Raw genomic sequence first — 12,465 nt, forward strand, 5'->3', positions numbered from 1 at the left:
AAGCGAATTCCGAGTTGCTTTTTCTTTTAGAGAATTAATTCCAGTTATTTGAAAAAAATTGCCCCTTCGAACTGAGCGAAAGCGAAGTTCAATAGAGTTTGAGCGTAGCGAAAACATAGGGCAATTTTTTAATTTGCTCTTTTTAATTATATTTTAAATCTTTTAAATCTTTTAGGCAGGCTGAAAGCCTTTAAAGACAAGGCTTTCAGCTCTTAAATATGAGGGATTGACTACTAACTATGAGGGATTGACTACTAACTATGAGGGATTGACTACTTAAATATGAGGGATTGACTACTAACTATGAGAGAATTATAGTGCTCATAGTTAGGTTTTCTAGGTTTTCGAAATAAAAGTGATGAGTCCATCTAAAAAAGAACTAGTAGTTAAATCAAATCAAGTTATTGAGGCTTCATATCAACTCAGCTCAACAGAACAGCGTATTGTGTTAGCGGCTATTAGTAAAATTAGTCGGGCTGAAGACATTACAGATGATGAAATTTATCGCGTAACTATTGATGACTTAAAAAAACTTGGGGTTCATGAAAAAACGGCTTATAGAGATCTAAAAGATGGTGTAAACCGCTTATATGACAGATCAATTAATTTAGCTATTGATGATGAATCAATCAAAATGAGATGGATTCAATCCATACGATTTTTAGAAAGTAAAAGCGTTGTAGGAATTAGGTTTTCTAAAGAAATTTTGCCTTTCATTTCTAATCTAAGTCGTGAATTCACTAAGTATTCATTATCTGACATTGCTGGTATGAGTAGCGCCTATGCTATTCGTATTTATGAGTTATTAAGCCAATACCGTTCAATAGGAAAACGGGAGATTTCCATCGAATCTCTAAGAGGTATGTTGGAGTTAGGAAAAAGATATCCATTATCTGCTGATTTAAAAAGATGGGTTATTGATACAGCTGTAGATCAAATCAATGAACATAGCCCTTTAAATGTATCTTACGAGCAAATAAAGACAGGCCGAAAAGTCACACACATTCAATTCACGTTTAAAGAAAAATCAAAAAGTATTGAGCATAAATCTGAACAGAATAATTTTTATAAATTGACAGATTCACAAATTAATATGTTTGGTAATCAGCTTTCACGCTTACATGAAGTATCTCACCTAGCACAACAAGGTGAAAGTTATGACGACTTAGCTATCAAAATTAAAGATATGCTGCGAGATCCAATGCAACAAAAACAACTTATTCCTCATCTTAAAAATTTAGGCTTTAAGGCATAAAAGATCGACTGTGTATGTAGCGGTTGACTGTTTGTTGATGTATCTTGGTTCACATAATAGACAACCAGAATTACAAGATGAAATCACTATCTGTTATTGAGCTTTCAAACCTGTATGGAATGACTCGTCAAGCCATTTATAAGCAAGTTAATAAAGGTAATTTAAGTAAGAATAGTGATGGTAAAATTGATCTTTCCGAAGCTATTCGAGTTTTTGGTGAACCGTCTAGAAATGTGAACAGTTCACAGACAACCGAAACACGAAAGTTGTCAGAAGTTCACCTTCTAGAACAGCAGGTTTACATGCTTCAAAAACAGCTTGAACAGGCGCATGAGCGTGAGCAGTTTCAACGTGATGAATTAAAAGCCAAGAATGATCAATTACACGTTAAGGATGAACAAATTGAAGCGATACAACGATTATTAGAAGCTCCAAGAGCCTATACAACTAGGTCTATCGATCCAAAATTAGATACAGCAACAGACACTAGCTCAAAAAGTGAGTCGAACTATGATGGATTGACTACTCAACAAAAAGAAGCTCCTGTACAAACTGAGATCCAAACTCAGCCGAAAGATGACGGATTGACTACTCCAGAGCAGCCGGAAAATAAGCGAATTCCTATTCCAGATCACGTAGAGCCAGAGCCGAAGAAAAGGGGCTTTATCAGTCGCTTTTTCTTGCCGAATGGTTAATTTGAGCTAAATAAAGTCGTGGAACATTGTTCGAATAGTAAACGTGGAACGTGATAAATCATTAAAAAAGCCCAATCGGGTGTGACTGGGCTTTCAACATCAGCATAAAACTATGATTTATATGAAATAAAAATTTGCATTTCGTATAAGGTGTATTATGTTAATTTTAGAAAATCTAAATTAAACATTTACGAGTCAGTAGATATATTGATTTTTTTCACTAGGAAAAGAACCATCTTTAACAGCAAGTACATATGCTTTTATAGCATCTTGTACACTCGATTGTTCTTCCATAAAATTACGAACAAACTTGGCAGTTTTTTCATTTAATCCCAACATGTCGTGTAGTACTAAGACTTGTGCATCTGTTTCTGCTCCAGCACCAATACCAATAACAGGAATATCTACAGCCTTAGTAATTTTTTCAGCCAAATTTGAGGGTACACATTCTAATAACAACATCGCTGCACCAGACTCTTCTAATTTCTTAGCCGATTCTAATAACTGCTTGGCTTGTTCTTCTGTTCTGCCCTGTACTTTGAATCCTCCCAGTACATTGACTGCTTGAGGTGTTAAACCGATATGAGCACACACAGGCACCCCATTTTCTGTTAGGCGTGTAATGGTTTCACAAAGCCAAATGTCACCTTCCAACTTGACCATATGAGCACCTGCTTGCATCAGTACACCCGCATTTTTTAACGCTTGCTCAGGAAAAGAGTAAGTCATAAAAGGTAAATCAGAAATGATAAATGCTTGGTTATTCCCTTTTTTAACACACGCTGTGTGATATGCCATATGCTCAATCATTACAGGTAAAGTACTATCGTTACCTTGTAAAACCATTCCTAGAGTATCCCCAACAAGCAAAGCATCAATGCCTGCTTGATTTGAAATTTTGGAAAAAGTTGAATCGTAGCAAGTTAAAACTGCGATTTTTTCTCCATCCTTTTTCATCTTTTTTAATGTGTTTAGTGTGATTTGCTGCATGATTACCTCACAATTTCATCTATTAAATTTTTAGGGTTTATCTCAAACTATAATGTTTAACCTGATCTATAATTAAAATAAGGGCGATTAAAACCATTAAGCCTCCTGAAATTTGGCTAACAATCTGTGCTGCTCGTGGTCGTGTTTTTAATAAAACTTGAGCACTAAAACCCACTAAAATATAAACAATGGCACAACTCAGAATATGGATTAATCCCAAAGAAATAATTTGTATAGTCATAGACCACGATGATGATGAATGAATAAACTGGGGTAATAATGCTAGGAATAACAAAAAGACTTTTGGATTTAATCCACTTACCCCAAATCCCTTAAAAACCCAGTTCCACCCTGATTTATTAGCATCTAGGTTGAGGTTATTTTCACTAGATATAGTTGCTGGATGAAGAGATAAACTAATCCCCATCCATAATAAATAAAGTGATCCAATAATCGTGAGTACCATAAGGGCTATAGGTTGGCTCGCAACCAGTGTCCCTACACCCGCAGCAACAACAAGAGTTGCTATAAAATGGCCAAGCAGTAACCCTGAAATAGCAGGTAAAACTCTTCCTCTAATTCCAGCTGAAATCGCATATGCCCAATCAGCACCCGGGGTGATCACAAAAAGAATGGATATACTCCAAAAAGCGATAAGTGTATTAAATGCCATAAATTAAAAAATCATTCCATTTCACAAGCTGGCAAGGTTAAGCCTTAAAATTTAGAATGTGCTTTCAAATATTTGCTCATAACTCAACTTTAATGGACGATTTTTCTAAATGGATAAGATAGATAGAAAGATTCTTGCTGAATTACAATCCAATGGTCGTTTATCAATTACAGAATTGGCAGAAAAAGTAGGCTTAAGTCTTTCACCATGCCATCGAAGACTTCGGACTTTAGAGGAGTCAGGGATAATAAAAGGGTATTGTGCTCAACTCGAAGCGAGTCGTATTGGGCTGAATTTTTCGACTATTGTATTTGTGACTATGAGGGATGGTGATAAAACTACCATTGCTCATTTTGAGGAGGCTATTCTTGATATCCCAGACATCATTCAAGCACAGCGTTTATTTGGAGATCCTGATTATTTATTACATGTAGTTGTGAGAGATTTAGCTAATTTTCAAAAACTATATGATGAAAAGCTTTCTGCTCTTCCAGGAGTTCAACGACTTACCTCCACCATGGTCATGAAAAGTGTGATTTCTAACCGCTTATTTCCCTTATAAAATATGTCTTATAAATAATAGAAAAAATCGACTAATGCACTCTATTTAACATAATGGCGCTTATACGAAGTACACTTGTATATTAATATAAATATCAACAACTTATTAATATCAGAAAAATCCAAAAACCATAAAAAAGCCGACTTTGAAACAAGTCGGTTTTTTTATGTTCGATTCTGTAAGATTTTGCCAATAAAAAATGGAACAACTTTGCAAAATTTACAATTTTGTATTAACATTTTTATATTAACAAAAAGCGATGCAACTATGGAAATTGAGTTTTCATGGGATGAGCATAAAGCAGAAACCAACCTCAAAAAACATGGTGTAGCTTTTGAAGATGCAACATTGGTTTTTTATGATGCTCATGCCGTCTTCAAACAGGATCGCTTTGAGAATGGTGAATATCGTTGGCAAGCGATAGGTCTCGTACACGGGCAGACAGTTTTATTAGTAGCCCACACTGTGCAAGATCATAATGGGATTGATCATATCCGTATTATTTCAGCACGACAGGCAGAGAAAAAAGAGAGGAAACAGTATGAACAAAACCGTTACTTACAAAGTGGATTTGAATAACCCTCCTGTTTTATCTGAAGAACAAAAGGCAAGACTTGACGCTTTAGCTAAACGCCCAAACAGTGAAATAGACTTTTCAGACATTCCTGAACTTGATGAAAGTTTTTGGAAAAATGCAGTGCAGAATCCTTTTTACAAGCCGACTAAACAAGTAACTACGGTTCGCATCGATGCAGATGTCATGCAGTGGCTGAAAGCCCAAGGCAAAGGCTACCAGACACGAATGAACAAAATTCTGCGTGATGCCATGCTGAATGAACTAAAGAATCATCCATAAAAAATGGGAGCTATAAGCTCCCATTTTTGACTTCGTATAATCCGTATTATGTTAATTTTAGAAAATCTTAATTTATGAAAGAGACCTATCAATTTGAGTGAATTTATTTAGATTTTTCCATAAGATATATCAAATTGAAGATTTGTAATCCGTCTGATATAAATAACATTCTAAAATATAAGGTCTTTTAAATGGGCTTACCAAGAGCATTTGTAGGTTTTAGTAGTAGTGATATTCGTTCTTATCATTTAATGAAAGCATGGAAAGCTAATACTCGATTCGATTTTAACTTCTCAGATTGCCAGTTACATACTGCAATCAATTCCACTAATGAAGCTTATATAAAAAGATTATGCCGTGAAAGAATAAATATGGCAGGAACTTTTATATCTTTGATTGGACAAGATACTAGATTTAAGAAAACATTTGTAGAGTGGGAGATCGAAGTAGCTCTAGAAAAAAATTGTAGAATTATTGCTGTCAATCTTGATCGAAATCATCATGATGGAAGACGTATTAATGATTTTTTAACTCCCGATCCTCTAAAAAATGTAGGTGCTATCTTTATTCCATTCTCGCCAGATATCCTTGCCTTTGCCTTAGAGGATTATACGAAAAAACCTAATGATAATTATCACTATTTATCTCATGTTTATGAAAGATTACGTTATACAAAAATTTTAGGTCTTGAATGATGAGTAAAGTTCTTAAATTTCCTACATTGTTTTATCAGGCTGATAATTTATCGAACTCTTCTCAGAAAAATTATCTATTAAATATTAAATTAACTTTTATTTTGAGCTTAGTAAGTGCTGTATTAGGATTTTTTGGATTAACTAGCTCTAATTTTGCCTTTGTTAGTGCAGCTTTAATATTTTTTTCAATACTTGCTACAATTTACTTAGTTCTATCTAAAAAAGACCAAACTTGGTATAGATCTAGAGCACTCGCAGAATCTGTGAAATCTATATCTTTTAAATATGCTACTGGTGCTGAACCATTTTCTTTACAACTAGAAGCTAAAGTTGTGGACGACAATATTATAGATAAATTAAATGCTTTATTAAAAGAACACCAACAATTATCTGAAGACTTTTGTCATATTGGATCAGATATAAATTATATAACTAGTGAAATGAAAACTATTCGAAATCAAAATTTTGAGGAAAGAAAAGATTTTTATCTTAAAAATAGAATTCAAGATCAACTAGATTTTTATAATATAAATGCAGAAAAGAATCGGAAAAAATCAAAATTCTGGTTTTCTATAATGATTCTATTTCAAATTTTAGCAATGTTATTTGCAATCCTAAGGGCTAAATATCCAGAAATAAATATTTGGCCTGCAGATGTATTTTTATTAGCTAGTTCATTTGTATTTACTTGGTTAGTTACTAAAAAACATAGAGAATTATCCGCTAGCTATAGACTCACTGCATTTGAGATTTCTAAAATTAAGGAGAAATTTTTAAATATTTTAGACGATAAAGAATTTGAGATATTTGTAGCAGATAGTGAAAATGCATTTTCTCGAGAGCATACGCAATGGTTAGCTAGACAGGATAGTTTATAATATGCCTATCCAAACAGATAAAAACTTAAATAAGGTTTTTATTAGCTATGCTAGTGAAGACTACAATAGTGCAAAAAAAATTTACGACTTCCTAAGCTGCACAAATTATGAACCATGGCTGGATAAAGAAAAATTATTGCCAGGACAGGATTGGGATTTAGAAATAAAGGAAAATCTTTCGACTGCGGACTTTATTATTTTTTTAATTTCGACTACTTCATTAAGAAAAAGAGGATATATTCAAAAAGAATATAAACTTGCAAGAAGCTTAATGGAATATAAATTAAACAATGATATTTATATTGTTCCCGTTACGTTAGAAGATAAACTCACAGATATAAATTTTAAACATATACAACATATTTTTATTGATGATGTGTATTTTGAAAAAAAGATTCTTGATAGCTTAAACTTACAACGTAGAAAATATTTCCAAGAAAATCATCAAATCAATTCAATAAATGATACTTATATCAATCAAGAAAATAGATATAAATTTAACATACACGATTTCAAAATTGATTTCTTGTGTGAATTTCCTGAATTCATTGATAATCATTTTTTTGACGCGAATGAAATCAATAACGTAATTCAAGGAAAAATTGTAGAAGAGATATTCGAGTATAGAAATTTCGTTTTAGAAGATCCTGAGTACTTTGAATCAGAGGTGATGAAAAGTTTAAGTTTTGATTTGCAAATTATTGGAAATATAAGTTTTATATCAAATAACATTATAAGTATATGTATTTCAATAAATTCTTACTTTGGCGGAGTGCACCCTAATACTTATATAAAATCCATTAATTTCCAAATTTCCCCCTTAAGAACGTTGAAATTTCATAATTTATTTAAAGATTATCGAAGTTGGGAAGAAACGTTAATTCTATTAAAAAAATATAATACTTTTGAAGATTTAACAAAATATTTTCAGTATATAAATGAAGAAAATATTATTTTTTTCATTACAGAAGATTTTTTACTAATAGAATTAGCAAACTTCGTACCTAGAGTAATTTTAGCTGAAGCCAGAATTGAAATTCCCATCAAGGAAATAGATTTACAGGTTAAATAATAAATATAGATCTTTTCTATAAAAATTTTTTTATTTAACATAAAATCTCTTATACGAAATTTAGTTCGAATAACTAAATTTCGTATAGCCAGCAAAATTTTTTACTCACCAAAAATTTTATTAAAATTTCCGTAATCAGTTTTTTCTTTCAGCTTATTTAAAAGATAAGCCGTTTGAGCCGTATCTAAATGCCCTTCATCAATCAATTTGATTGAATCAGTTAATCCGATATTCAAATAACTTGAATGAATACTGACTTCTTTAGAATCATTTCCGAAAATGCCACTGAGTAAACTTCTAGGTTGTTGCTCGAGTTGCTCTAAAGCGTAGTTTTCAAAAACATCTATACCCCAAATTTCAGTATAGAAGTCTCTCTCATTGACATGCTCGCATACAAAAGCCACTTTGATGTGTGAAGCTCCAACACCATAAACATATTTTTGTAATAGAAAATTTGCTAAACCAGCTTTAGTCTTATCCGTCAAATTAAATAAAGATGTACCTGTTAATTCGGGATAAAAAACGACTAAAGTTAATTGATAATCCTTGTCAAATCCCTCTTGTACAAAGCCATAGAAAATTTTAATCGGATGATTGTTGCTTACTTCACTTGGGTAATATGCTTCATATAACACTGTTTATCGCACTCCTATATTGTCATGAACCATGCTCAGATTTTCTGAGAAAATTATTAAAGAAAAGCTTCGAAATTTAGGCAGCTTTAAAATCCTGAATCGTTTTTAAAGTTGTGCGTTTTGGCATGTTGTAGCACTCATAATATTTCGGCATTTCCAGCGTTCCATAAGAGCCGTTATACATCACCACGGCAGTACCAATTGGCAACTTAATAAATTCGGCAGGCTCAATAATGGATTCCAATTTAATAGACTTTGTTGTCCCTACATTTTGCGATCTGTTAGAAGATGAACTGCTGGCCCGACTGGATGAACTTGTACCGCTGGTTTGACTTGTGCCTGCTGTTTCAGAGATATATGTCGTCTCAGTTTGACCAACCAACCGACTGCATTCTTCAGCCGATTCAATATCCCCAATTCTAAAAACGATTTTCAAATTACTAGAACCCATGAATATTTTGTCGCTATTTGACCCATAGAGGCGATTTAAGCCCTCTAAACTCTGAAGGTATAGGAACGTAGGCATGTTTGCAGAACGTATCGTATTGAGCAAATCAGTGAATTTTGGAATGGGGGCACAATTGATGATTTCATCTAGGGCGATAAATACCGGTCTACGGTTTTGATTCGCTTGTAAAATACGCATGGTATGCGCCACCATTGCCCCGAATAGCGTAGCCGTTGAACTTTTATACTGTTGGTCAAACTGTAAAAATACAGCTTGTTTAGGCTGCATTAGAACTTCTTTTAAGTAGAAGCCTGGAGCATTATCTGATGTCGTTGCTCGAATACGATCATCATCAAGAAACTCAAAGGCTTTGGAAACTGCCGTCATCACAGATGCAAGCAAGCGATCATTTTGAGCAGTCCGAGAAATTTCTTTGGCAATATTGGAAACACTGGATTTTTCAGACTGTCTTAATGCTTTTAACAACTCATCATTGCTATCCATGCTGTTAATATAATTTTGAGCATTTACAAGTGATGCTTTATCCCCAAGTTCGATGAGAACAGCCTTCAGAATACGCCTTGCCAGGTCATTAAACACCACCGATTCAGCGGTATCATCTTTAATGATAATGTTCAAAATCTCGTTGAGTTCTGCTGAATCCGTCACTTCTGAAAAAATATTGTAATGGTCACTCTCAACATCGGTTGGATTAAAAACCCAATCTTTATAACCAAAAATTTTAAAGACATTGTTTGCCTTCAAAATCGCCCAAATTTCGGGCTTTACATCTGTGGCCACGAAGCTGCGCCCCGATTTCATCCACTCTACAATTTGAGAAATTAAAAATGTTGTTTTACCAGAGCCAGGTGCGCCCAAAACAATGCCCCGATCCTCATTTGTGACCCTTAAGCTTTCACGATGAAAAGACCAATTCAGGTGTTTTTGTTGCATGTCTTTCATTTGCTTCTTGGGTAAAGTTCTATCAGTAAAAGCAATGAGTGGCGTTTTATTTTCAAACCCTCTGTGCACTTCACTTAATAAGGTGCCATACCCTTCCGCAGACTCTTTTTTTATACGTTCTGCACGCGGTTTTGACTTGCCACCAGCAAAGTACAAAAATGTATAAAGAACAGCAATCAAAAGCCACGATACGAAATAATTATTATTTGAAACGATAACATAATGACTTGAAAGCAAATTTGTGAGGTCGCTCAACAGATAGGTCTGGGCTAGAATAGCCAAACCCAAAAGCACAACATTATATAAAAACTCATGGTATGGATTATGCGCTTTAAAAAGTGACTTTAAGCTCACAAAGATCATGAGAAAAAGCGCAATAATGACTAGGACTAAAAGGGTATTCGCGTAGCCAACAAAAAGGGGTTTAAAGTGCAAAGTTCTTATTAAAAACGTGTAATAAGCCATAAAAAAATCGTGCACCATTTAATTATCCCCTTTTTGCTGTTGTTTACCCTCACAGGTATCTAAGAATTGAGGTTCAGAAACAGGACTTTTAAGCCATGAACAACGAACCGTATAATAAAAAGATGCTTCCGAGCTTCTAAATTTAATTAAATTTTGAGTGGGTTTTAGCTCTGCTTTATCATTCCAAATCAAAAGTTTGCAATTAATACAACGACCACATAACGGTAATTTTTCACGTATTTCTGATGCAATACCCATTAATTTTTACTCCATGAACCCAGGTACACGGACGTAATATTGATACGGCTATGCCCCAATTCTTCACTGATTAACATTCTAATTTCTTTATCTTTTTCCCTTTCATGTTCAGACAATGAACGAGAACCGCCTACCGCAGGGCAATCAAAGCCCATGAGTTCACGGTATCTGGTTTGAGCATAGCCATGCCTTAAACCATGCGTTTGCCCAACACCCAGGGCATGCGTTACTGCCTCAAAATTGGCTTTGTGAGATTTATAGCTTTTTTCTTTTGGAATCATGGAACCGCCATTTTTCACGGCTTGAGCATAGGCATTTTTGAGTTCTTGACGTTGTTTTTCATTGGTTATGGGAATTGTTCGAGGTCTTCCGCCTTTGGTCCAACTGTCTTTTAAGCGGATATATTTAGCATTTTCAATTTTTTGACCATCTAAGGCATATTCAGGTTGGAATTTCATGCTTTCTTCACGTCTAAACCCGAAAGCGTCTTGTAAACGTAAGCTTTGCGCTATGTTTGTATCGGTTTTAGACAAATCCAGATCTTTTAAAGATATAGATTTATTTTCATTGGTGACATAGACACGATTTTCTATTTTATAAGTTGCATTGTCTTTGACGGCACCGCTATTGCTGACTTTTTCAGCCCACCACCTTACGGCCACCATTCGATTTTTTATCGTTCCTGTGGACACGCCATCCTTACGCCATTGCTCAAGCAATTTATTCACATGCCGACCTTTTAAATCTTTGGGCGACATGGTTTTAACGTCATAGCCATTCCTGGCAAGCTGTTCAGTGAATAATTTCAGCATAGCCCGTCTATTTGCTTGCGTGGCGTGTGAACCCTCACGGAACTTATTGCAGAGCTGATCAAATTGATATTCTAAGGTCATGATCCATCTTTTATTGGAGATGCTTGATTGATGAGTACAGCGCAGCTTTATGCTGTGCTACGGAATCAATTAAGTATCAATTTTTTAATTTAAAACTGGGTGAGATCCGATGTATTGGTTAGTGTTAAGAGCCGAATTAACGTTTTATCAAATTCAATTATAGAAATTGGTTCAATAAAAAATGCTCAAAAAATGGGTATAAAAATTCGAGAATCTTTAAGTCCAAATGTGTGAATACTTATAAAAATAAACCGTTTCTGCATATAGGATGAGAGCGATTAAAAGTATTTGATCTCCTGTATTTAGTTTGTGTTTAAGCTGAAAAACGTAAATGAAAGCCAGCAAAGAAAAGTTATGAAAAAACAAAAAAGTCTGATTAGTATATGTGTGAATATTCTTCTATCACGCAGCAATAACTTCCAAAAATGTTTTGTATTGTAAGCAATATGAGGCTTCTCTAAGTCGTCACTACTTATAGGTAGTGACGACTGGAGAGCCTGGCCACTGTTTACGTGTATCAAAAAGGGGAGCCGCCACCCTTTCGGGATGGCTCGGCTACTCCCTGAAAAATTCAGATGGGAGCTGGTAGTCAGAGGGAATAAGTTTTGAGATTTTGATTTTTCTTAGTCGCTCACACTCCGTTCGCTTTGTCCTTTTCTTTTTAACTGAAACAGGTTTAAACCGAGCGAGTGTCTACGAGCGATTGAGCATTATAAAAATTTCGCTCCTGTCTTTTCCCTGATTACAAGCTCCCTTTCGATTTTAAATGGTAGGTACAGAGCATCCCGAAAGGGTGCGAACAAAATTAATTTGAATCTAGACCGAGCGAAGCGAGCATAAAAACTTATGAGCGAAGCGAATTCCGAGTTGCTTTTTCTTTTAGAGAATTAATTCCAGTTATTTGAAAAAAATTGCCCCTTCGAACTGAGCGAAAGCGAAGTTCAATAGAGTTTGAGCGTAGCGAAAACATAGGGCAATTTTTTAATTTGCTCTTTTTAATTATATTTTAAATCTTTTAAATCTTTTAGGCAGGCTGAAAGCCTTTAAAGACAAGGCTTTCAGCTCTTAAATATGAGGGATTGACTACTAACTATGAGGGATTGACTACTAACTATGAGGGATTGACT

14 protein-coding genes are annotated in these 12,465 nt (G+C 34.5%); 8 read left to right on the forward strand and 6 right to left on the reverse strand.

Annotated features, from left to right (window positions below):
• Nucleotides 1-355: 355 nt before the first annotated feature.
• Together repM and B9T30_RS15600 are read left to right on the forward strand one after the other, a co-directional pair.
• Nucleotides 356-1,255 (forward strand): replication initiation protein RepM, encoded by a 900-nt coding sequence (repM, locus tag B9T30_RS15595; RefSeq protein WP_171258818.1) that lies wholly within the window; start codon nucleotides 356-358, stop codon nucleotides 1,253-1,255.
• A 77-nt stretch (nucleotides 1,256-1,332) separates the two neighbouring features.
• A complete protein-coding gene (locus B9T30_RS15600) occupies nucleotides 1,333-1,950 on the forward strand; it encodes a plasmid replication DNA-binding protein (protein ID WP_068547251.1) in 618 nt (205 codons plus the stop codon).
• Nucleotides 1,951-2,145: 195 nt separating this feature from the next.
• Here the strand turns inward: B9T30_RS15600 and panB are convergent, their stop codons facing one another.
• Complete coding sequence (panB, locus tag B9T30_RS15605; RefSeq protein WP_086185810.1) at nucleotides 2,146-2,940, reverse strand: 3-methyl-2-oxobutanoate hydroxymethyltransferase; 795 nt, start codon at nucleotides 2,938-2,940, stop codon at nucleotides 2,146-2,148.
• Between the two features lie 37 nt (nucleotides 2,941-2,977).
• Complete coding sequence (locus B9T30_RS15610; RefSeq protein ID WP_086185811.1) at nucleotides 2,978-3,613, reverse strand: LysE family translocator; 636 nt, start codon at nucleotides 3,611-3,613, stop codon at nucleotides 2,978-2,980.
• 109 nt (nucleotides 3,614-3,722) lie between these two features.
• Between B9T30_RS15610 and B9T30_RS15615 the strand changes: the two genes are divergently transcribed.
• The 6 genes from B9T30_RS15615 (at nucleotide 3,723) to B9T30_RS15645 (ending at nucleotide 7,676) form a co-directional block, all read left to right on the forward strand.
• Nucleotides 3,723-4,175, forward strand: a complete 453-nt coding sequence (locus tag B9T30_RS15615) for an Lrp/AsnC family transcriptional regulator (RefSeq protein WP_086185812.1) — start codon at nucleotides 3,723-3,725, stop codon at nucleotides 4,173-4,175.
• A 267-nt stretch (nucleotides 4,176-4,442) separates the two neighbouring features.
• Nucleotides 4,443-4,754: a BrnT family toxin gene (locus B9T30_RS15625; RefSeq protein WP_005198820.1), complete on the forward strand. Its 312-nt coding sequence runs from the start codon at nucleotides 4,443-4,445 to the stop codon at nucleotides 4,752-4,754.
• The gene (locus B9T30_RS15630; protein WP_005198822.1) at nucleotides 4,717-5,031 is read left to right on the forward strand and encodes a BrnA antitoxin family protein; all 315 of its coding nucleotides are present in this window, start codon (nucleotides 4,717-4,719) and stop codon (nucleotides 5,029-5,031) included. Before B9T30_RS15625 ends, B9T30_RS15630 begins: the two co-directional genes overlap by 38 nt.
• A 191-nt stretch (nucleotides 5,032-5,222) precedes the next feature.
• Nucleotides 5,223-5,726 (forward strand): TIR domain-containing protein, encoded by a 504-nt coding sequence (locus B9T30_RS15635; protein ID WP_086185813.1) that lies wholly within the window; start codon nucleotides 5,223-5,225, stop codon nucleotides 5,724-5,726.
• The gene (locus tag B9T30_RS15640) at nucleotides 5,726-6,604 is read left to right on the forward strand and encodes a DUF4231 domain-containing protein (protein ID WP_171264180.1); all 879 of its coding nucleotides are present in this window, start codon (nucleotides 5,726-5,728) and stop codon (nucleotides 6,602-6,604) included. Before B9T30_RS15635 ends, B9T30_RS15640 begins: the two co-directional genes overlap by 1 nt.
• A 1-nt stretch (nucleotide 6,605) precedes the next feature.
• Entirely contained in the window at nucleotides 6,606-7,676 is a 1,071-nt protein-coding gene (locus B9T30_RS15645) for a toll/interleukin-1 receptor domain-containing protein (protein ID WP_086185815.1), read from the forward strand.
• Nucleotides 7,677-7,777: 101 nt separating this feature from the next.
• Here the strand turns inward: B9T30_RS15645 and B9T30_RS15650 are convergent, their stop codons facing one another.
• The 4 genes from B9T30_RS15650 to B9T30_RS15665 all read right to left on the reverse strand — a co-directional run bounded on the left by B9T30_RS15650 (nucleotide 7,778) and on the right by B9T30_RS15665 (nucleotide 11,338).
• Complete coding sequence (locus tag B9T30_RS15650; protein WP_086185816.1) at nucleotides 7,778-8,311, reverse strand: hypothetical protein; 534 nt, start codon at nucleotides 8,309-8,311, stop codon at nucleotides 7,778-7,780.
• 76 nt (nucleotides 8,312-8,387) lie between these two features.
• Nucleotides 8,388-10,205 carry a type IV secretory system conjugative DNA transfer family protein gene (locus B9T30_RS15655; protein ID WP_068547257.1) on the reverse strand — a complete coding sequence of 606 codons (1,818 nt, stop codon included), beginning with the start codon at nucleotides 10,203-10,205 and terminating at the stop codon, nucleotides 8,388-8,390.
• Nucleotides 10,206-10,445, reverse strand: coding sequence for a hypothetical protein (locus B9T30_RS15660; protein ID WP_005207486.1), 240 nt, complete (start codon nucleotides 10,443-10,445; stop codon nucleotides 10,206-10,208).
• A complete protein-coding gene (locus B9T30_RS15665) occupies nucleotides 10,445-11,338 on the reverse strand; it encodes a phage integrase N-terminal domain-containing protein (protein WP_068547255.1) in 894 nt (297 codons plus the stop codon). The genes B9T30_RS15660 and B9T30_RS15665 overlap by 1 nt, the downstream gene beginning before the upstream one ends.
• Nucleotides 11,339-12,465 lie beyond the last annotated feature (1,127 nt).

This window comes from Acinetobacter sp. ANC 4973 (genome assembly GCF_002135275.1).
Lineage (GTDB): Bacteria > Pseudomonadota > Gammaproteobacteria > Pseudomonadales > Moraxellaceae > Acinetobacter > Acinetobacter kyonggiensis.